The sequence below is a fragment of the Bradyrhizobium sp. AUGA SZCCT0105 genome (assembly GCF_018129565.1).
Taxonomy (GTDB): domain Bacteria; phylum Pseudomonadota; class Alphaproteobacteria; order Rhizobiales; family Xanthobacteraceae; genus Bradyrhizobium.
The window spans coordinates 1,138,618-1,157,986 of record NZ_JAFCMK010000001.1; the positions used below are offsets into that span (position 1 = coordinate 1,138,618).

The window sequence follows — 19,369 nt, forward strand, 5'->3', positions numbered from 1 at the left end:
ATGATCTCGCTCGTCTATCGGGTGATGGACAATTCGGCGGGCGCGCCGGTCAGTGTGCGCTTCGGCGAGCAGGTGATGATCATGATCGCCAGGGTCAGGATGTAGGGTGCCGCGTTGAACAAGTGGTAGCCGGAGGTGATGCCGACCGATTGCAGCGCTGGCCCGAGCGCGGCGGCGCCGCCGAACGCGAGCGAGGCCCACAGGCACAGCATCGGGTCCCAGCGCGCGAAGATCACCAGCGCCACCGCAGTGATGCCCTGTCCCGAGGAGAGCCCTTCGTTCCAGCTGCCCGGATAGAACAGCGACAGGAACGAGCCGCCGATGCCGGCGAGGAAGCCGCCGACCATGGTGGCGCGCAACCGGATCAGCAGCACGGAGTGGCCCATCGCGCGCGCCGCGTCCGCGCTTTCGCCGGCGGTGCGGATCAACAGGCCCCAGCGCGTGGTCCTGAACGCCCAATAGAGCAGCGGTGCGATCGCGACGCCGATCAGGAACAGCACGTTGATGCGCAGCGCCGCGCGCACCTGCGGCACGTCGCTCCACCAGCCGAAATCGATCGCCGGCAGCCGTGCCGCCGTCGGCTCGATCAGCGGCTTGCCGAGGAAGAACGCAAGCCCGGTGCCGAGCAGCATCAGCGCGATGCCGACCGCGATATCGTTGACCCGCGGCAGCGAGCAGATGCCGGCATGCAGCGCGCCGAACAAGGCGCCGGTGATCCCGGCCGCGAGCACACCTAGCCATGGCGAGCCGGAGAGATAGGAGATGCCGTAGGCGCTCATCGCGCCCATCACCAGCGTGCCTTCGAGGCCGAGATTGATGCGGCCGCTTCGCTCGGTGATGCACTCGCCGAGGCTGACGAACAGGAACGGCGTCGAGACGCGGATGGCGCCGCCGAACACGGCGAGCGGGACGGTCCAGAGCCCGAGCGAGCTATCTGCCATGTCAGGACTTTCCCTTCAGGAAGCCGATCCGCCCGTAGAGCGCATCGCTTGCCAGCACGAACACGAAGATGATGCCTTGCAATACCAGCACCGACGCGTCGGGCAGGCCGAGCCGCCGCTGCAACAGGCCGCCGGAGGCCGAGATGCCGCCGAGCAGGATCGCGACCGGAATGATCGCGAGCGGATTCTGCCGCGCCAGGAATGCGACCAGGATTCCGGTGAAGCCGTAGCCCGCGGCGAGGTTGGCGTTGGTGCGGCCCTGCACGGCCGCGACCTCGATCATGCCGGCTAGTCCCGCGCTGCTGCCGGCGAGGAAGCAGACGGTCAGGATCAGCTTGCCGACGGAAAGCCCCACGATCTTGGCGGCGCGGATGTTGCCGCCGGCGACGCGCGCGGCGAAGCCGAAAGTGGTGTGATAGATCAGGATGTAGGCGGCAACAGCCGCGACGAGGCCGAACACCAGGCCCCAATGCACGTCGGTGCCGGGAATGCTGCCGATCATGTTGGCGGCGCCGATCTCGCGCGTCGACGGCTTGTTGAGGCTCGCCGGATCGCGCATCGGCCCTTCGACCAGATGGTTCAGAATCGCGAGCGCGATATAGACCAGCAGCAGGCTCGAGATCGTCTCGTTGACCCCGCGATATTGCCGCAAGCCGCCGGACAGCGTGATCCAGAGGCCGCCGCCGATCATGCCCGCGATCACCATCGCGGTCTGCACGACGATCGGTGCCGCGCCCTGCAGCGCCAGCGCCGCCGATGTCGCCGACAGCGCGCCGATCAACAGCGCGCCTTCACCGCCGATGATCACCATGCCGAGCTGCGCCGGCAGCGCCGTGCACAGCGCAGTCAGGATCAAGGGCGCTGCGCGGGTCAGCGTGTTCTGCCAGGAGAACCAGGTGCCGAAGGCGCCGTAATACATGTAGAAATAGAGGTCGAGCGGGTTCTTGCCGTAGAGCGCGATGAAGCCGCCGAATACCGCGAGCGCGCCGACCAGCGCCGCGCCCGGAATCAGGATGTATTCGATGCTCGCGCCGTAGCGTTGGAGGAAGCCGGGATCGGCGGCCGGAGCAACGCCGGCCGCCTCCACCGATTCCGCCGCCTCGGTCGTCACGCGGTGGCTCCGATCACGCCCTCGACCAGATAGTCCATCTTTTCGAGCTCGGGATCCTGCTGGCCGCGGTCGGTGCCGGAAGCGATCACCGTCTTGCCCTTGTTGTCGACCAGCGGGCCCTTGAAGATCGCGTACTCGCCGGACATGAACTTGGCCTTGACGTCATCGGCATGTTTGCGGGCTTCCGCCGAGACCATCTCGCCATAGGGTGAGACCTTGACGATCTCTTCCTTCAGGCCGCCGCGGTAGAAGTTCGGGATCGCTTCGCCCGCGGTGATCATCTTGACGAATTTCGGATAGAGCGCTTCCCAGTTCCATTCGGCGCCGGTGAGATAGGCCTTCGGCGCCAGCGGCGACTGGTTGACGTGATAGCCGCACACCATCGCGCCACGGCGCGCGGCGTTCTCGACCATCGTCTTCGGTCCGTCGACATGGCAGGTCAGCACATCGACGCCCTGGTCGATCAGGCTGTTGGTGGCCTCGGCTTCCTTGACCGGCATCGACCAGTCGCCGGTGAAGATCACCTGCGTCGTTGCCTTCGGATTGGCGAGCCGGGCGCCGAGCGTAAACGCGTTGATGTTGCGCAGCACCTGCGGGATCGGCTTGGCCGCGACGAAGCCGAGCTTGCCGCTCTTGGTGGAATAGCCGGCGACGATGCCGGAGATGTATTGCGCCTCGTCGATATAGCCGAAATAGCTGCCGGCGTTCTTCGGGTCCTTGTCGGACCACAGGCCGCCGCAATGCTCGAAGTGCATCTTCGGAAACTTGGCCGCCATCTTGACGACGTGCGGGTTGTAGTAGCCGAACGAGGTCGGAAACAGCAGCGTGGCGCCGTCGAGATTGATCATGGACTCGATGGTCTTCTCGACCGCGTCGGTCTCCGGCACCTTCTCTTCCTCGACCACCTTGATGCCGGGAAGCTTCTTCAGCGCCGCCGCGCCCTGAGCGTGGGCCTGATTGTAGCCGTAGTCGTCGCGCGACCCGACATAGATGAAGCCGACCGTGGTTTCCGCTGCCGCCGCGCCGCGAATTCCGAGCGTGCTGCCGAGCGCCAATGCCGCGCTTCCCTGCAATAAATGCCTTCTTGAAATCCTGCCAAGATCCATCGCCTGCTCCCTCCGGCGGGGCCGACCCGCCTGTCCTTGTCGCAGCCGCCGTAACGGCGGCGCGTGACGGAGTGTCGCAAGCTTCGTGCCAGAGCACATTTGGCGGTCATGGTTCTGTAAGCGACTGAATATGAATGCGAATAGTAATCAATATGGGCGGCCTGCGGAATCGGCAGATTCCGAATTGCCTATTTGATGAGCGATCAATCGTCGTTGTATGCAATGCCGTTAAGCAGTCGCTAACCCCCGGACGGCCGATGCGAGCCCCGCCGGGGGCGGCGTCAGGGCGCCATTTGCCGGCTGGTCAATCGGACCGGGCCTGCTACGAGTGAACCGGGCCCAGGTGGCGGGTCGGACTGATGGGAAACAGCATGAGCGAGAAGAAACCGTCCGCGAAACCGGCCTCCCTTGGCGACGGCATCGTGGCGCGGATCGATCAGCTCGCGGCGATCTCGGAGACGCCGGAGCATCTGGCGCGCGTCTTCCTCACTGACGAGCATCGCAAGGCGGCCGATCTCATCCTGTCCTGGATGCGCGAGGCCGGCATGAGCGCGCATCTCGATGCGATCGGCAATGTCTGCGGCCGCTACGAGGGTGAGCGGCCGGCTCTGCCGGCCCTGATGCTCGGCTCGCATTACGACACCGTGCGCGATGCCGGCAGATGGGACGGCCCGCTCGGCGTCATCACCGCGATCGCCTGCGTCGCCGATCTGAACCGGCGGGGCAAGCGGTTGCCGTTCGCGATCGAGATCGTGGGCTTCGCGGACGAGGAGGGCGTGCGCTTTGCGTCGACCCTGCTCGGCAGTCGCGCGGTGGCCGGCACGTTCGACGAGAGCGTGCTCAACACGCGCGATCGCGCCGGCACGTCGATGCGTGACGCGCTGGTCGCCTTCGGGCTCGACCCCGATCATATCGGCAAGGCGGCGCGCGCCCGCCGCGAGCTGCTCGGTTACGTCGAGCTACACATCGAGCAGGGCCCGGTGCTGGAACAGAAGGCGCTGCCGGTCGGCGTCGTCACCGCCATCTCAGGTGCGACGCGGCTTGCCGCCAATCTCACCGGCGTTGCCGGCCATGCCGGCACGGTGCCGATGCCGCTGCGGCGCGATGCGCTGACCGGCGCCGCCGAATGCATCATTGCGATCGAGCAGTTTTGCCGGAGCGATGAAGCCGGCCTCGTCGGCACCGTCGGCTATATCAGCGCCATGCCCGGCGCCACCAACGTGATCCCCGGGAAGGTGTCGTTCACGATGGACATCCGCTCGCAGAGCGACATGCATCGCAAGCGTGCGGTCGCCGACATCGTGCGGCAGATCGAGGCGATCGCCAAGCGCCGCGAACTCACGTTGCAGATCGACGTCACCCACGAGAACCGCAGCGTGCCCTGCGCGCCATGGCTGAAAGCGCAGATCGCCGAGGCGGTCGCAGCCGAGGGCCATGCCGTGTTCGAGCTGCCGAGCGGAGCCGGGCATGACGGGATGGCGATGGTCGACGTCGCCGATATCGGCATGATCTTCGTGCGCTGCCGCGGCGGGATCAGCCACAATCCCGCCGAGCATGTCGAACTCGCCGACGCCGACACCGGCGCGCTTGTGCTGCTGCGCTTCATCGAGAATTTTCATCCGCACGGTGCAGTGAATAGCTGAGGCCGCCACGCCTGGCGGCCCGTATAGCGCCAGTCCGCTGTCGCCCAATCCGTGCCGAATCCGGACAGATCAGACCGCCGTTTCCGGCTCGGCCGAGCCTATTTGCGCCCCGGGCCCGAAGCGCTAGACTTGTTCGAACGGGGGGAAGGACATGCGCTCGTCCGTCGTCCAGGACGTTCAGTTCCCGAAACAACCGGCGCTGCAGCTGATCTATGACACTGCGCCGATCGGCCTTGCCTACCTCTCTCCCGATTGCCGTTATCTCCAGATCAACCAGCGCCTCACCGAGATCTGCGGCATCTCCGTCGAAGGTCATCTCGGACGCACGGTGCATGATTGCGTGCCCGCATTGGCAACCGCGGTCGAAGGCATCGTTCGCTCGATCATGGAGACCGGAGAACCCGTGACCGGCGTGGAGGTCTACGGACAGCGCCCGGGCCACAATGACGAGCGATGCTGGATCACGCATTGGCACCCGCAGCGCGAGCCGAACGGGAGCATCGTCGGGGTCAACGTTGCCGCGGAAGAGATCACCGACCGCAAACGCAGCGAACGCGAGATCCGCGCCGCCCGCGACGCGGCCGAGAAAGCCCTGCATCATCTGCAGGAGACCCAGGCCTCGCTGATCGAGGCGGAAAAGCTTGCGGCGCTGGGCCGGCTGGTGGCCGGCGTCGCGCATGAGATCAACAGTCCGGTCGGCACCAGCCTCACGGTTGCCTCGGTGCTGGAGCAGAAATGCGCCGATTTCGCCGCCGAGGCTGCGCGCGGCAAGCTGAAGCGCTCCAGCCTGAGCGATTTCATCGAGGTGGTCGAGAGCGCGTCGTCGCTGCTGGTCGGCAACCTCAAGCGCGCCGCGGATCTGGTGCAATCGTTCAAGCAGGTCGCCGTCGATCGCAGCTATTTCGACCGCAGCCAGTTCGATCTCGGCGAGGTGACCGAGCAGGCGCTCTCGAACCTGCGTCCGGCGTTGCCGAAGAACAATCTGGCGCTCGAGGTCGATTGCCCGTCCGGTCTCGCGATGAACAGCTATCCCGGCCCTTACGGCCAGGCGCTGACCAATCTGTTCGTCAATGCGGTCGCGCACGCATTTCCGGACGGCAAGGGCGGCACCATCACGATCCGGCTGCGCGCGTCGGGTGCGGACCAGGTGGAAATCCTGTTCGCCGACGATGGCTGCGGGATGAGCCGTGATGTGCTGCGGCAGGCCTTCGATCCATTCTTCACCACGCGCCGCGACATCGGCCGTATCGGGCTCGGCCTTCACATCGTTCACAACATCGTCACGAACCGGCTGGGCGGAGAGCTCCATCTGGACAGTGCCCCGGGCATCGGGACCAGCGTGCGGATCGAACTGCCGCGGGTGGCGCCGCAGCGCGGAACCGACGGTTGATGCTCCGAGCGCTCAGAAGGAAATACTCCCCGGCGATGCGCCGGCGCGCGCGAGTGCCGCTGCGCTTCATCGAGAATTTCCGGCCGCACGGTGGGTGAAACAGCGCACGCCCCTTGTCGCCGTTATTGCAAGGAGCGATAGCCGTACAAAGATTGTCGTCCCTGCCTAGTGCGCAATTGCGCACTAGGCAGGGACGACGCGGAGTTTGTGGCGTGCGATCTTGGCAAAGTGGCCGCGAGGCTATTTTTAGCTGCCGGAGAAGAAAACTCTCCTCGCCCCCGCTCGAACGAAAGGTCCTTCCAGCTTGGAGCCGTAAAAGACGGTCCGTTACCCTTGCTTCTGCGTCCGTGATCGCGACATTCTAGGCCGGTCCAGATGGTCAAGACGATGAGCCAATCCGCATTCGATCCCTTCGGCGAGCCGGTTCCCGCGGTCGATTCTTCGGCCGCGAGCGAAGGTGTGTCGAAATGGCTGAAGACCGCGGGCACCAGCGTGTTCTGGGTGCTGGTGGTCGGTATCGTGCTGGCGCGCGCGGTCTATTTCGAGCCCGGCGTGTTCAGCTTCGAGCATGCCGTGGCGTGGGCGCAGGGTCTGTTCGCCGCGCTTTAGCCGACGGCGCGCGCGGCGCCGTCTTCGCGGCCCGGGTCTCCCGAATGATCCCCTCGAACGCGACGGCCGCCGGCACGTCCAGCCGGCCGGGCGATTTCAATTGCCAGAGCGTGCGCTCGATATGGACGCCCTTGATCGGGATCACCTTGAGCTTCCCGAGCTTCACCTGATCGTCGATCGTCGCGACCGATACGATGGCGACGCCAACACCGGCCGCCACCGCCTGCTTGATCGCCTCGGTGCTGCCGATCTCGAGCGTCCGCCGCGGCTCGACGCGCTGGGCGGCCAGCGCCTGCGCGACCACCTCGCGGGTGCCTGAGCCGGGCTCGCGCACGATCAGGATTTCGTCGTTCAGCAGGCGGACGTCGATCGCGCCCGCAGCGGCTGCGAAGCGGTGATCCGGAGCCGCGATCAGCACCATCACGTCGGTACGCCACGCTGCGCTGATCAGGTTCTCGTCCTCGACAGGCCCCTCGACCAGGGCGATTTCGATCTCATGTCCCAGCATCAGCGCGGCGATATCAGAGGTATTGGCGCTTACGACATGCAGGTCGATGCCGGGAAAGGCGCGGTGAAACACGCCGAGATATTCCGGGATCATATAGGTCGCGATCGTCGTGCTGGCGCCGATGCGCAGCGAGCCGCTGTCGAGGTTGCGCAGGGCCTGCAACTCGTCCTCAGCAGCGCGCTCGGCCGCGAACAACGTCTCGGCATGGCGGGCCAGCGCTGCGCCCTCCCGGGTCGGCCGCACCCCCTTCGGCGTGCGGTCGAGCAGCCGGCAGCCGACCTGCAGCTCGAAATCCCGCACGCCCTTGGAGATCGCGGGCTGGCTGATGTGCAGGAGGTCGGCGGCGCGCGAGAAACTTCCGGTTCTCGCCACCGCCGCGAACAGGCGAAGCAGATGCAGGTTAAGGGACATAACTTCTCTCTATCGGGGCAGTCCGAAAAGATATTAGCCAAGCGGGGCGCCCTGGCGCATAAAATCTTCTCCGAAAAGAGGATGTCGTGCCGCAACAAGAACAAGATCAAGGGCAGAAGCAGGGGGCGCTGAAGCGCATATTCCTGCTCATTCCGGGCATTCTGCTCTGCGGGGTAGTCACGATCATCTCGCTCGGCATCCAGGCCGCCGAAGAGCGGGTTTTCGACCACCCCTATATCGAGGCCCTGGTGGTCGCGATCCTGCTCGGCATGGCGGTCCGTACCGCCTGGGAGCCGCCGGAGCGCTGGCGCTCGGGCATTGCCTTCAGCGCCAAGCAGCTGCTCGAGGTCGCGGTGATGCTGCTCGGCGCGTCCATCAGCTTCGCCGCGATCGTGGCGTCGGGCGGGCTCCTGATCGGCGCGATCGCCGTCACCGTCGTGATCATGCTGGCGGTGACCTATGGTCTCAGCCGGATCCTCGGGCTCAAGACCAAACTCGCGATCCTGATCGCCTGCGGCAATTCGATCTGCGGCAACTCCGCGATTGCGGCGGTCGCACCCGTGATCGAAGCCGATGGCGACGACATCGCCTCGTCGATCTCGTTCACCGCGATTCTCGGCGTGCTGATGGTGCTCGGCCTGCCGCTGCTGATCCCACTCTTGAAGCTGACGGCAACGCAATACGGCATCCTCGCAGGCCTCACGGTCTATGCCGTGCCGCAGGTGCTGGCGGCGACCGTGCCCGCCGGCATCGTGAGCACCCAGATCGGCACGCTGGTGAAGCTGGTGCGCGTCCTGATGCTGGGCCCGATCGTGGTCGGCCTCTCGCTGTTCGTGGCGCGGCGGCGCAAGGCCGCCGGCACCGCCAAGGAAGGTGCTGCAAAGGCCACCTCGATCAGCCCGTTCAAGCTGGTGCCCTGGTTCATCATCGGCTTCCTGGTGCTGGCCGCGCTGCGCTCGTTCCAGCTCGTGCCCGACATCGCGATCGCGCCGGTGACCAAGACGGCCGCGATCCTCACCGTCGTCTCGATGGCAGCGCTTGGGCTCGGCGTCGATGTGCGCGTGCTTTCGACCGTCGGCGGCCGCGTGACGGCAGCGGTCACGCTGTCGCTGATGCTGCTCTTGGGCTTGAGCATCGGCCTCGTGCATTTCTTCAAGTAGCCGCGCCGGGGCGGCTACTCGGCGGCCTTCGCGGTCTTGCCGAACATCCGTGTCGGTGCGGGAAAGCCGCAGGACGTGCCGTCGGTGATCTTGACCTGATCTTCCCACGGCAGGCGGAAGCGGCCTGACACCATGTCCTGCATGAAGGTGTAGGGACAATCCATCGCGCCGCCTTTCACCGCGACATAGCCGCGGTGCCAAAGCTGATAGATATTGTTCTCGACGCCCCAGTTGATCCGCGCCTCGCGCACGAGGTCGGGCCGCACCTCGGCGGTGATGATCTCGTCGGCCCGTCCCGTGGTGCCGTGCGCGATGATGCTGCCGTCGAAATTGACGATCATGCCTTCGCCCATCGAGTCGAACGACCCGTCCGAGCCGCACATGCAGACATTGGCCGTCACCATCAGGTTCTGGAACGCGTTGGCCTGGTTGGTGAAGCGCCAGCTGTCGCGGATCGGCGCGGTGTAGCCTGCGGTGCGGATCATGATCTCGGCGCCCTTGTAGGCACATTCGCGCGCCATTTCCGGGAACATGCCGTCGTGGCAGATGATCAGCGCGATCTTCGCGCCCTTCGGTCCGTCGATCACGGGAATGCCGACATCGCCCGGCTCCCACGGCTCGACCGGAATCCAGGGATGGAATTTGCGGTAATAGAGCTTGATCTCGCCGTGATCGTCGATGATCAGCCCGGAATTGTAGGGGTTGCCGTGCGGGTTTAACTCCATGATGGAGAAGCAGCCCCAGATCTTGTTGTCGATGCAGGCCTGCTGGAAGGCCGCGACTTCGGGGCCGTCGAGCCGGCACATGATCTCCGGATTGGTATCCATCGAGAGCCCGTGCAGCGAATATTCCGGGAAGACGACAAGATCCATGGTGGCGAGATTGCGCCGCGCCTTGCCGACCATCCAGACGATGCGCTGGGTCTGCCGCGCCAGATCGGCTTTGGTCGCCACCACGGGCAGCTGCAGCTGCACCAGTCCGATCACCACGCCGTTGGGTGACTTGTTGAGGCCGCCAAGTCCATTCATGCCTGTCCTCCCGCCAATTAAAATGGGCTGTCATTTCGCGAACGATTGTCGTCGTTCGGTCGGGCTCCCGTCCGGCCCCTTAGCTAGCAACGATCATGCCAGCAAGATCGAACGGCCAGCAAATCAGGTGCCGGTGATGACCTGGGAAGATGACGCGGAGAAATGGCCGAGCGTGTCCCAACAGATTGAGATGCCGGGCGTTTCGGGCGGTTCAGGGGGCCAGCCGCATCGTTGCGCAATGGCACGCGGTTTGCTTAATCAAATGCGGGTCTTCTCCCATTGGGGGCGTGCGTCATGGCGAACACGAGGACAATCGCGGCGGAGCCGGCGCCGATCACGCTCGACTGGAGCAAGACCGCGCTCGTCATTATCGACATGCAGCGCGATTTCATGGAGCGAGGGGGCTTCGGCGAGACGCTCGGCAATGACGTCAGCCAGCTCGCCCGCGCGGTGCAGCCGATCGCGGCCGTCCTCGCCGCGGTGCGCGACGCGGGCTTGCTCGTGGTCCATACCCGCGAGGGCCATCTGCCCGATCTCTCCGACGCGCCGCCGGCGAAGCTCGAGCGCGGCGCGCCGTCCTTGCGGATAGGCGATCCCGGTCCGATGGGGCGGATCCTGATCCGCGGCGAGGCGGGGCACGACATCATCCCCGAGCTTTATCCGCTCGACAGCGAGATCGTGATCGACAAGCCCGGCAAGGGCGCGTTCTACGCCACCGAATTCGGCGACATCCTGCAGAAATACGGCATCGAGAATCTGCTGGTCTGCGGCGTCACCACCGAAGTCTGCGTCAACACCACGGTGCGCGAGGCCAATGACCGCGGCTATCGCTGCGTCGTGATATCAGACGGCTGCGCGTCCTACTTCCCCGAATTCCACGAGATGGGCCTGAAGATGATCAAGGCCCAGGGTGGCATTTTTGGTTGGGTCGCCGAGTCTGCCGCGGTGCTGGAGGCGATTGCTGCGTAGAGCATGATGAGATTAGGACGCGGGCTCATCAACGCGCAGCCATAGCCGGATCGAAGTGCCTAGCCCTTCGCGGCGGGGACGGGCGGCACCGGCAGAATGATTTCGGAAGCGACCTTCCAGTCCTTCCCGACGCGAAGCCAATTGATGATCATGAGAAACGGCCTGGCCGTTCCGTCCTGCCCCGCATAAGAGACCGTGATGTTCATCGGCACGTAGGACTCGGCGACGTCGCGCGTCAGGCCGACAACCTTGAGCTTCGAATAATCTGGCTCGAGCACGACCGGACCGGAGCTTCCGATATCATGCAGCTTTTGATCAACCGCCTCGTTGCCCCAAAAACCGGCCCAGTTCCCCTCGGACGGGATCGCGCTCTTGGCCACCAACAGGGTCGAGGGCGATTGCCAGAACATCCCATGCAGAGCCTTGAAATCGTGGTTGTTGGCCAGTTCCATCAGCCGGCCGAACTTCGATCTTATCGCGCCGAGGGTCGCAGCATCCAGCGGCTCTTTCCTGACGGCGGGAGCAGACGCGACAGCCCCGGTGGAAACAGCCAAGGCGGTGAGAGTGATAAGAAGTGTCTTGTACATACCGGAATTTCCCTTCCAACGTCAGGTTCGCGTCATGACAACGGCCGTCGCGTTCCGCGATTGGTTTACTCACTTCCATCGGCCGAAGACGTCGTCGGGACGTTTCAGCTTGCACATTCGCGTAGCAAGGTTGTGATCTTCGTATCGAGATTTCGGGCGACGGCAAGGGCTTCCGAGCTGCCATAATGCAGCAGATAACTCTCCATTTTGTCATAAGAGACGTGCACGCCATCGGGACGCTCATCAATGAGCAACGTGACCGGAGCGTAAGATCCAGCATCGGGCACGTGCTTGACCATTTCTTTCATGATGAGTGGATTGCCGACCACAAACCGCATGATCCTGGGCGTCTTGGATCCAGTTTCGCGACGCAGAATGTCGCCCAGGTCGAATTCCGCGAAGAGCATAAGGTCCGTTCGACCGAGGCCGCTTTGTACAACGCGCTTCAAATCCGGGAAGGAGTTTGTCGCCCTCGTCTCTTGGAAAAACTCGACCATGTTGGGTTGCCCGATCGCCGACTTGAGCGCGGCCACAACAGCGTCGAATGGTTTTGAGCTCGTGAGGCTGAAACGCTCAACCTCGATCTTAACGATTGTCATCTTTCCTCCGTAACAACTCTCATGGATGAAGCGCGCCTGACCGCATCGGAACGACCGGGTGTCATGCATCCCCGTGCAGTGCATCCAGGAAGGTCCGGACGTGGCTGACGAACATCTCGTGGTGCTGAAACAGGGCGCCGTGCCCTGAATCGGGATAGAGGACCAGCTGAGCGTTGCTTAGTTCCTTGAACATTGCGTAGGCGTTGTTCGCGGGCAGCATGGTGTCGTGGCTGCCGCTGACCACAAGAGCGGGCTGGCGGATGGCGCGCAGAATGGCGTGCCCGGGATCGGGTGTTGCGCACCAGGTGATCAGCGCCTTGGCCTGCGGATCGGTTACCGCGCTGCCGTTATCGGTGTCCCGATCGTCCTTACGCACCTTCGTCCGCTTCAGGAAGGCCAAGCCGGATGACCGGCTGGCGGACGAATTCGTGAAGAACAGCGGCAGGCGGGGGTCCGGCGCATCGGTTTGGGAAAACGCCTGCTGCAGAACCGCCAACAGGTGTTCCTCTCCGCCTTTCGGCGCGGTGCCGACGAGGATGAGCTTGCGGACCAGCCGTTCGTGCTCGGCGGCGATCTGTTGGGCGACGCAGCCGCCGAGAGAAAAGCCCAATAGGTCGACTTCAGAAAAGCCGAGCAGATTGATGAAGGCGACCGCATCTCTCGCCATCGCTGCGATATTGTCAGGCGTTTGGCCGGTCGAGCGACCGACCCCTGCATTGTCGAATGCGACCACAGGTCGATCGGTGGCGAGAGCGTTGACGACGGCGGGATCCCATGCATCGATGTTGCCCGAGAAGTGCTGCAGGAGCACCAGCGGCGTTCCGGTCGAACGGCCGAGGCGGCGATAGGCGAAGCGGATTCCGCCGCCTTCGATGTAACGGGTCGGCGCCGTTTCGAGCGAGGCGTCCTGGCTCGCGATGTCGAGTTGAGTCATGTCATCCTCCGGATGCTTGGCAAAAAATAATCGAGTGGGCGGACCGGTGCGTAGCGACCGAGGCGGTCCTGCAGGATGTCGTCGGCGCTTCCGCGGCTTTGGCTGGTTTGGGCCATCGCGGTCCGATGCGTGCTGCATTCTTTGAGCGAGCGTGCGCGCTCCCGGCGCGAACGCGCCGGGAGCGGTACCGTCACTTCGCGAGTGCGGCCTTTTCAATCACCGCGGCGACTTCCTTGGCATGAACGACGAGCGAAGCGTGGCTGCCGGCGACTTCCGTCGTCTGAGCCTTCATCCTGGCTGCGAACGACTTCTGGGCCTCGGGCGCGAGGACTTTGTCCTTGGTGCTGATGACATAGAACGTCGGCTTGTCGTGCCAAGCCGCAATGTCGACGGGGGCTTCGAACGCAACGTGATTCAACGGAAGCTGCGAATTGGCAAGATGCGCTGCGATTTCCGGAGGAAGGTCAGCCGCGACGGCCGACGGAAACACCTTGGGATCGATGTACAAATTGCCCGTCGCGTCGGGATGGATCGCGTTGCCGCCTTCGGTGGGCGGGCCGGCTTTTGCCAGCGACGCCAGGGATTCACCGACCTCCGGCGCGAAGGCGGAGACATAGACCAGCGCCGAAACCTTGGGATCGTTGCCGGCTTGCGTGATCACCACGCCGCCCCATGAGTGGCCGACCAGAACGGTCCTGCCGTCCTGCTTCGCGAGCGCCTGCTTGGTGGCATCAACGTCGGCGGCGAGCGAAGTGAGCGGATTTTCGACGAGCGTGACGTTGTAGCCTTTCTTCGTGAGAATATCGGCAACGGGCTGCCAGCTCGTCTGGTCCACGAAAGCGCCGTGCACGAGCACGACGTTGTGGGCTGCTCCCTTGGGCAGTTCGGCGGAATGGAGGGAGCCGACCAATGTCGTTCCGGCCAGGAGTGCGGTGGCGGCTGAGAGGAGGATATTTCGCATTGATTGTTCCTGTTGGCATGTCGGACGAACACGGTCCGGGGAAATGGACAGGCGTTTCCAGCAGGGTCGCGGTTCTTCCATCTGCCGTTGGCGAAATGGTTGCCGCTCGTAACGTCGGCCCGCCGCGACATGACCTATTCCGCGGACCTTTCGGACGATAGAGATCAATCGTCCTGATGTTGTGTCCGATCGTCCACCGGTCTAATCTTGGCGGCATGGACATCCTCGCCCAAGTGCTCGATCGCGTTCGTCTCGGCGGGACGCTGCTTTTTCACTTCGAGCTCGGCCATCCCTGGCATCTTGAGTTGCCGGCGCGTCCCTACGCTCTGTTTCACTATCTCAGCCAGGGCTCAGCGACTTTCGCGCTCGGACCGGGACAGGAAATCCAGATGACCGAGGGCGATTTTGTCGTCATCACACGCGGAGAGCCCCATGTGTTTTATTCGGATCGCCGGGCCAAGCCTTTGCGGATCATGGATATCGATCGATCGTCGCCGCGTCTTGGCGTCGTTCGTCAAGGCGGCCGTGCAAAGCCGCGCTCGACCATGATCTGCGGCAATTTCACGGTGTCACGGCCGGTGTTTGGCAGCGTGCTGGAGCTGCTTCCGCCCGTGCTCCTGCTGAAGCGGACGGCGGACGGTGGTTGGCTTGAAGCAATCCTGCGCCGCATGGTCAGCGAGTCCGCGCTCGAGCGTCCTGGCCAACGCGTTGCGCTTTCACGACTGACGGAAGTGCTCTTTGTCGAGGTGCTGCGAAGCTGGATCGCGTCTCTCAAACCCGGACAAGGCGGCTGGCTCGGAGCAATATCTGACCCGCATATCGGACCGGCGCTCAAACTGATACACGAAAACCCGGAACGCCCTTGGACCCTGAGCGACCTTGGCCAGCGCGTGGGGCTCGGCCGCTCGGTATTTTCGGCGCGCTTTACCAAGCTCGTCGGCCAGTCCATGCACCGTTATGTGATCGAACGCCGGATGGCAGAAGCGGCGTTCCTGCTCGAAACCAGCGACGAGCCGATCGCACGAATTGCAAGCCGGGTCGGTTACGCGACCGCGGCGGCATTTTCGAAGTTGTTCCTCCGGCATCACGGCCTGTCGCCTGGCCGGTACCGGGCCGCTCGACGATCTGACGGCGGAGGAAGGCAAGGGGACGTTCAGGAAGCAGAAGTTGCCGAATGACCTTGGCCCAGATGTCCGCTCATGACCCAGGCTGTGAGCGTTTTCACAAAGCCTGGATCCATAGATGACGCTCTGGATGACCCCTGAGAACGTCGGCTCTCTGAAGAAAACCGGAAGTGCCTAGGTTCGGTCGCTACCGGCGGCTTTTGGACCCAAAGCGGTCATGACGAATTGATGGTATCCTTGGATGTATTCTTAAGCGTGGCGAGCCCCAACGTTATGAGAAAGCATGACCACGAGCAATTCTCAAAGCTGCTAACTGCGACGTTCCCGCCGCACCCCATGCCTGCGCAGTTCTTTTGGAGGGAAGATCGGCACGACAATAGCTATGAGTTCCGTCGCGATTTGCTTGAATGGCTCGCAGAACGCCAATGGACAGAGATCAAGATGCGCGACTGGGCAATGGCTGGACACCTCAGCATAACCAGAGAGCTCTTGGAGCCAGCAACCTTCCTCTATTACTTGCCGTCATTGTTGCTCGGTGTCATTGAAGACCCGGGATACCTAGAGTCGGCGCTCGTAGCCATTATTCCCTCGGCAAGAGATCGAAGACCGAAGAGCAAATGGTGGGGTGAGCTTCTCGAAACTATTTCACCAGATCAGAGCGCTGCAATTCGTGCCTTCCTAGCGTATATTCGCAATAATCTGTTGCGGTCTGGTGAGGGACCTTTTGTGATCTCGATGAACGAGGCGTTGACGACGGAAGCAGAAACGTTCTGGGATGCACAAATTCTCTCGTCAACGAGCCGGACGAAGTAACGTCCGGGTTCTGGTCCTTAGCCGACATCATTGAGCGCGCCTCTTTGTCCGCTTCTGACGGTAATGCGGGTGTCGTTCGGCGGTCGGTATGGGTACACGCTCTAGCCACCCTTCACCGCGCCCGCCGTCAGCCCCGCCACGATCTGCCGTTGCGCCAGCACGGTGAGCAGCAGCACCGGCGCCGTCACGATCAGCGCGGCGGCGGCGAGCGGGCCCCAGCTCAGCTGGTCGAACGAGATCATGTTGTAGACCGCGACCGGCAGCGTGCGTGTCTCGCGCCCGGCCAGCACGATGCCGAACACGAAATTATTCCAGGAGAAGATCACCGCGAGGATGAAGGCGACCGCGAGCCCGGGCCTGGCGATCGGCAGCGCGACATGGCGGAACACCTGCCAGCGCGTGGCACCGTCGATCAGCGCGGCTTCCTCCAGCTCCAGCGGTGTGGTCTCGAAATAGCCGATCATGATCCAGATCACGATCGGCACCGTGACCACGAGATGGATGATGATCTGCGGCACCAGCGTTCCGAGCAGGCCGAGCCACTGGAACAGCAGGAACAGCGGGATCAGGTACGACAGACCGGGCGTGATGCGCGCGATCAGGATCACGATCGCCGATTTATGCGCGGCCATCCGCGCGATGCCGTAGCCCGCGGGCACGCCGACCAGCATCGCGAGCCCGGTGGCGCAGCCGGTCACGATCAGGCTGTTGCTGAAATAGGTCAGGAAGCGGTTGGAGGCGAACACGTCGGCGTAGTTCTTCCAGGCGAAATGCTCCGGGATGAACACCGGCGGATAGGAGGCGTTGTCGATCTCGAATTTCAGCGACAGCGAGGCCATCCAGAGGAAGAACAGGATCGCCGGCGAGACGATGACGAACACCGACAGCCACAGCCCGATCCGGCCCAGAATCTGACGCGGGTTCATGCGCCGTCCCCGAGCTCTGAGGTCCACAGCAGGCGCTTGCGCAGGTAAAGCAGCAGCGCCGCCAGCGCCACGATCAAGAGGAAGAACACCACCGCGATCGCCGAGCCGTAGCCGAGGTCGTAATAGACGAAGGCGACGCTGTAGAGATAGACGTTGATGGTTTCCGACGCCGAGCCCGGTCCTCCCTGGGTGATCGCGAAGATGATGTCGAAGCTTTTCACCGCGTCGATCATGCGGATCATGCCGGCGATGAACAGGAACGGCATGATCAAAGGCAGCGTGATGAAGCGGAACACCTGCCAGAAATTGGCGCCGTCGATCTGCGCGCTCTCATAGGGTTCGGTCGGGATCGCGGCGAGGCCGCCGAGCACGATCAGCATCACCAGCGGCGTCCATTGCCAGGTCTCGACCAGCACCAGCGAGGGGATCACCGTCGTCGGGTTGAACACCCAGAGCTGTGGCGGCAGGCCGACCAGCGAGAGCAGATAGTTCAAGACGCCAAGCTGCGGGTGGAACATCATGGTCCACACCAGCGCGATCGCCACCGGGGTCGCCATCATCGGCATGATGAAGATGCCGCGGAGGAAGCCGCGCGCGGCGAATTTCTGGTGAAACACCACCGCCGCCAGCGTGCCGAACACCAGCGGCAGCACCACCGACAGCGCGGTGTAGGACAGCGTGTGCCCGACCGCCTCGACGAAGCGCGGATCGGTCGGCAGCCGCAGATAGTTGGCGAGCCCGACGAAGACGGTCGGCGAGCCGACCTTCCACTCCTGCATGCTCATCCAGATCGTGAACACCCACGGAAAGACGATCACCGCCAGCACCACGACGAGTGCCGGGATCACGAACGGCCAGTAGGACGGCGGACGCCATTCACGCGCCGGCGCGGCGTCCCCAGAGCCTCCGGCTCTGGAGTCTTGTTTTGACGCGTTTTCTCCACGCGAACCGGTACCCACTTCGCTCGAAAACGCTTTGTCCGCCGCCGGCGAAGCCTGTGTCACCACGCTCACGCTTTTTCACTACGCTCCAGGATGGGGCGGAATTGCTCGTGTGCCTTCTTCAGCTCGGTGGCGGGATCGGCGCCCGAGAGCGTCGCAGTCAGCGCCGCACCGACGATGTCGCGGAATTCGGCGACCGGGATGATGACCGGCAGGCCGAGCTTCGAGATCTTGGCAGAGTCGACCACCGACTGCAGCCATTCCTTGGTCTTCACGCCCTTGGCGACCTCGGGGTCGTCGACAATGGAGTTGCGGAACGGCACGCCGCCGCCGGCCTGCAGCAGGCGGGCGCCTTGTCCTCGCGAGACCACCCATTGGCAGAGCAGGTAGGCGGCTTCCTTGTTCTTGCTCGCCGCGGGAATGCCGATGCCGTCGCCATAGGTCGACGAGAATTTGCCCTTGGGTCCGGCGGGCACCAGCGTGTAGCCGACCTTGCCGACGACGCGCGAGGCGGCGGGGTCCTCCAGCGGCGGCGCCCAGCCGTCGGCGTCGATCCACATCGCCGCGCGGCCTTGCGTGAAGGAGGCCATCGATTCCATCCAGTTGAAGCCGGCGACGCCGGGAGGCGCGCATTTCGTCAGCAGCCGCTGGTAGAGCTTGGTGGCTTCGACGGCCTCGGGGCCGTCGGTCAGGATGTTGCCCTTGGCATCGAGGAATTCGCCGCCATAGTTCAGATAGAAGTTGGTCCACATCGCCATGTTGGCGTTGCGCAGGCCACGGCCGACGAAGCCGTAGATGCCTTCCTTGGGATCGGTCAGCTTCTCGGCGGCGACCGCCATTTCCTCCAGCGTCTTCGGGACCTCGACACCCTTCTTCTGGAACAGCTCCTTGTTGTAGTAGAGGATGAAATAGTCGACCGACCAGGGCAGCGACAGCATCTGGCCCTTGTCGTTGCGCGCATATTGCAGGCCGGCGGCCGAGAAATCGCTCTCGACGAGGTCGGGCGGCGTCAGGCTCGGGTCCTTGAGGAAGCCCGACATGTCGGCCAGCCAGCCGGCCTTCTCGAATTGCCGCTTCTGCACGTGATAGCTCAGATGCACGACGTCGAAGCTCGGCTTGCCCGAGGACAGCTCGATCACGCATTTCTGGCGCTGCTGCTGCTCGGGAATCTGCTCCGATTCGACCTTGATGCCGGAGAGCTCGGTGAATTCCTTGATGTATTTTTGCAGGTTGTCGCCGCGCGGCCCCTTGGCGAGGATCACCTCGAGCGTGGCCCCGGAATATTTCTTCCAGTTGACCTCGGCGCGGGCCGGAAATCCGGTCAATCCAACCGCGCCGGCGGCTGCGGTGCCGGCCAGCATCTGCCGGCGCGAGATCAGGTGATGCGACATGTTTCTCTCCCTGGGACGGTTCTTGTTTGGGAGAGATAGTAGAGCATGATCCGGAAAAGTGGAAACCGGTTTTCCGAACAGATCATGCTCAAGAAATTGAGCGAGAACATTGATGCGATTTGCAATCGCATCAATGTTTGAGCGTCTCAACTTTCCGTGCCTAGCCCCCACTTGCGCGGCGCCGCTGCATAACGCTGCGCCGCGCATGGTATGGCAA

19 protein-coding genes are annotated in these 19,369 nt (G+C 63.6%); 7 read left to right on the forward strand and 12 right to left on the reverse strand.

The features are described from left to right. Positions 1-14: 14 nt before the first annotated feature. Genes JQ573_RS05320 through JQ573_RS05330 form a run of 3 tightly spaced genes read right to left on the reverse strand, consistent with a single transcriptional unit; the run spans position 15 to position 3,158 of the window. Positions 15-941, reverse strand: a complete 927-nt coding sequence (locus tag JQ573_RS05320; protein ID WP_212311395.1) for an ABC transporter permease — start codon at positions 939-941, stop codon at positions 15-17. Between the two features lies 1 nt (position 942). Next, positions 943-2,052, reverse strand: coding sequence for an ABC transporter permease (locus JQ573_RS05325; protein WP_092124844.1), 1,110 nt, complete (start codon positions 2,050-2,052; stop codon positions 943-945). After that, complete coding sequence (locus JQ573_RS05330; RefSeq protein ID WP_212311394.1) at positions 2,049-3,158, reverse strand: BMP family ABC transporter substrate-binding protein; 1,110 nt, start codon at positions 3,156-3,158, stop codon at positions 2,049-2,051. Before JQ573_RS05330 ends, JQ573_RS05325 begins: the two co-directional genes overlap by 4 nt. Before the next feature lie 371 nt (positions 3,159-3,529). On the opposite strand from JQ573_RS05330, the gene JQ573_RS05335 reads away from it, so the two are divergent. The 3 genes from JQ573_RS05335 to JQ573_RS05345 all read left to right on the forward strand — a co-directional run bounded on the left by JQ573_RS05335 (position 3,530) and on the right by JQ573_RS05345 (position 6,800). Then, entirely contained in the window at positions 3,530-4,801 is a 1,272-nt protein-coding gene (locus tag JQ573_RS05335; protein ID WP_212311393.1) for an allantoate amidohydrolase, read from the forward strand. A gap of 151 nt (positions 4,802-4,952) precedes the next feature. Beyond that, positions 4,953-6,191, forward strand: a complete 1,239-nt coding sequence (locus tag JQ573_RS05340; protein WP_212311392.1) for an ATP-binding protein — start codon at positions 4,953-4,955, stop codon at positions 6,189-6,191. 387 nt (positions 6,192-6,578) lie between these two features. Next, positions 6,579-6,800 (forward strand): hypothetical protein, encoded by a 222-nt coding sequence (locus JQ573_RS05345; RefSeq protein WP_224942950.1) that lies wholly within the window; start codon positions 6,579-6,581, stop codon positions 6,798-6,800. Here the strand turns inward: JQ573_RS05345 and JQ573_RS05350 are convergent. Next, positions 6,748-7,719, reverse strand: a complete 972-nt coding sequence (locus JQ573_RS05350) for a LysR family transcriptional regulator (RefSeq protein ID WP_212311391.1) — start codon at positions 7,717-7,719, stop codon at positions 6,748-6,750. The two genes, JQ573_RS05345 and JQ573_RS05350, sit on opposite strands and share 53 nt — an antisense overlap. 86 nt (positions 7,720-7,805) lie before the next feature. Between JQ573_RS05350 and JQ573_RS05355 the strand changes: the two genes are divergently transcribed. After that, positions 7,806-8,879, forward strand: coding sequence for a putative sulfate exporter family transporter (locus tag JQ573_RS05355; RefSeq protein WP_212311390.1), 1,074 nt, complete (start codon positions 7,806-7,808; stop codon positions 8,877-8,879). Positions 8,880-8,893: 14 nt separating this feature from the next. On the opposite strand, the gene JQ573_RS05360 is transcribed toward JQ573_RS05355, so the two are convergent. After that, positions 8,894-9,907, reverse strand: a complete 1,014-nt coding sequence (locus JQ573_RS05360; protein WP_212311389.1) for a formamidase — start codon at positions 9,905-9,907, stop codon at positions 8,894-8,896. A 294-nt stretch (positions 9,908-10,201) separates the two neighbouring features. Between JQ573_RS05360 and JQ573_RS05365 the strand changes: the two genes are divergently transcribed. Then, a complete protein-coding gene (locus JQ573_RS05365; RefSeq protein WP_212311388.1) occupies positions 10,202-10,876 on the forward strand; it encodes a cysteine hydrolase family protein in 675 nt (224 codons plus the stop codon). 59 nt (positions 10,877-10,935) lie between these two features. On the opposite strand, the gene JQ573_RS05370 is transcribed toward JQ573_RS05365, so the two are convergent. From JQ573_RS05370 to JQ573_RS05385, 4 genes are all read right to left on the reverse strand, one after another. Then, the gene (locus JQ573_RS05370) at positions 10,936-11,463 is read right to left on the reverse strand and encodes a hypothetical protein (RefSeq protein WP_212311387.1); all 528 of its coding nucleotides are present in this window, start codon (positions 11,461-11,463) and stop codon (positions 10,936-10,938) included. A gap of 104 nt (positions 11,464-11,567) precedes the next feature. After that, entirely contained in the window at positions 11,568-12,062 is a 495-nt protein-coding gene (locus JQ573_RS05375; protein WP_212311386.1) for a DUF302 domain-containing protein, read from the reverse strand. A 61-nt stretch (positions 12,063-12,123) separates the two neighbouring features. Further along, positions 12,124-12,996, reverse strand: coding sequence for an alpha/beta fold hydrolase (locus JQ573_RS05380; protein ID WP_212311385.1), 873 nt, complete (start codon positions 12,994-12,996; stop codon positions 12,124-12,126). Between the two features lie 190 nt (positions 12,997-13,186). Then, positions 13,187-13,957, reverse strand: a complete 771-nt coding sequence (locus JQ573_RS05385) for an alpha/beta fold hydrolase (RefSeq protein ID WP_212311699.1) — start codon at positions 13,955-13,957, stop codon at positions 13,187-13,189. Positions 13,958-14,172: 215 nt separating this feature from the next. Here JQ573_RS05385 and JQ573_RS05390 point away from each other — a divergent pair, with 215 nt between their 5' ends. Further along, a complete protein-coding gene (locus JQ573_RS05390) occupies positions 14,173-15,135 on the forward strand; it encodes an AraC family transcriptional regulator (RefSeq protein ID WP_212311384.1) in 963 nt (320 codons plus the stop codon). Positions 15,136-15,354: 219 nt separating this feature from the next. Next, complete coding sequence (locus tag JQ573_RS05395; RefSeq protein ID WP_212311383.1) at positions 15,355-15,894, forward strand: DUF6714 family protein; 540 nt, start codon at positions 15,355-15,357, stop codon at positions 15,892-15,894. Between the two features lie 101 nt (positions 15,895-15,995). Here the strand turns inward: JQ573_RS05395 and JQ573_RS05400 are convergent, their stop codons facing one another. From JQ573_RS05400 to JQ573_RS05410, 3 genes are all read right to left on the reverse strand, one after another. Beyond that, on the reverse strand, positions 15,996-16,820 hold the full coding sequence (locus JQ573_RS05400; protein ID WP_212311382.1) for a carbohydrate ABC transporter permease: 825 nt from the start codon (positions 16,818-16,820) through the stop codon (positions 15,996-15,998). Then, the gene (locus JQ573_RS05405; protein WP_312011359.1) at positions 16,817-17,668 is read right to left on the reverse strand and encodes a sugar ABC transporter permease; all 852 of its coding nucleotides are present in this window, start codon (positions 17,666-17,668) and stop codon (positions 16,817-16,819) included. The genes JQ573_RS05400 and JQ573_RS05405 overlap by 4 nt, the downstream gene beginning before the upstream one ends. A 161-nt stretch (positions 17,669-17,829) precedes the next feature. Then, positions 17,830-19,152 (reverse strand): sugar ABC transporter substrate-binding protein, encoded by a 1,323-nt coding sequence (locus JQ573_RS05410; protein ID WP_212311381.1) that lies wholly within the window; start codon positions 19,150-19,152, stop codon positions 17,830-17,832. Between the last annotated feature and the right edge of the window lie 217 nt (positions 19,153-19,369).

What these genes read in the sequence shown, in the direction of transcription:
- JQ573_RS05320 (WP_212311395.1), bottom strand. Translation starts at nt 941, where the DNA reads ATGGCAGATAGCTCGCTCGGGCTCTGGACCGTCCCGCTCGCCGTGTTC.
- JQ573_RS05330 (WP_212311394.1), bottom strand. Translation starts at nt 3,158, where the DNA reads ATGGATCTTGGCAGGATTTCAAGAAGGCATTTATTGCAGGGAAGCGCG.
- JQ573_RS05335 (WP_212311393.1), top strand. Translation starts at nt 3,530, where the DNA reads ATGAGCGAGAAGAAACCGTCCGCGAAACCGGCCTCCCTTGGCGACGGC.
- JQ573_RS05340 (WP_212311392.1), top strand. Translation starts at nt 4,953, where the DNA reads ATGCGCTCGTCCGTCGTCCAGGACGTTCAGTTCCCGAAACAACCGGCG.
- JQ573_RS05345 (WP_224942950.1), top strand. Translation starts at nt 6,579, where the DNA reads ATGAGCCAATCCGCATTCGATCCCTTCGGCGAGCCGGTTCCCGCGGTC.
- JQ573_RS05350 (WP_212311391.1), bottom strand. Translation starts at nt 7,719, where the DNA reads ATGTCCCTTAACCTGCATCTGCTTCGCCTGTTCGCGGCGGTGGCGAGA.
- JQ573_RS05360 (WP_212311389.1), bottom strand. Translation starts at nt 9,907, where the DNA reads ATGAATGGACTTGGCGGCCTCAACAAGTCACCCAACGGCGTGGTGATC.
- JQ573_RS05365 (WP_212311388.1), top strand. Translation starts at nt 10,202, where the DNA reads ATGGCGAACACGAGGACAATCGCGGCGGAGCCGGCGCCGATCACGCTC.
- JQ573_RS05370 (WP_212311387.1), bottom strand. Translation starts at nt 11,463, where the DNA reads ATGTACAAGACACTTCTTATCACTCTCACCGCCTTGGCTGTTTCCACC.
- JQ573_RS05375 (WP_212311386.1), bottom strand. Translation starts at nt 12,062, where the DNA reads ATGACAATCGTTAAGATCGAGGTTGAGCGTTTCAGCCTCACGAGCTCA.
- JQ573_RS05380 (WP_212311385.1), bottom strand. Translation starts at nt 12,996, where the DNA reads ATGACTCAACTCGACATCGCGAGCCAGGACGCCTCGCTCGAAACGGCG.
- JQ573_RS05385 (WP_212311699.1), bottom strand. Translation starts at nt 13,957, where the DNA reads ATGCGAAATATCCTCCTCTCAGCCGCCACCGCACTCCTGGCCGGAACG.
- JQ573_RS05390 (WP_212311384.1), top strand. Translation starts at nt 14,173, where the DNA reads ATGGACATCCTCGCCCAAGTGCTCGATCGCGTTCGTCTCGGCGGGACG.
- JQ573_RS05395 (WP_212311383.1), top strand. Translation starts at nt 15,355, where the DNA reads ATGAGAAAGCATGACCACGAGCAATTCTCAAAGCTGCTAACTGCGACG.
- JQ573_RS05400 (WP_212311382.1), bottom strand. Translation starts at nt 16,820, where the DNA reads ATGAACCCGCGTCAGATTCTGGGCCGGATCGGGCTGTGGCTGTCGGTG.
- JQ573_RS05410 (WP_212311381.1), bottom strand. Translation starts at nt 19,152, where the DNA reads ATGTCGCATCACCTGATCTCGCGCCGGCAGATGCTGGCCGGCACCGCA.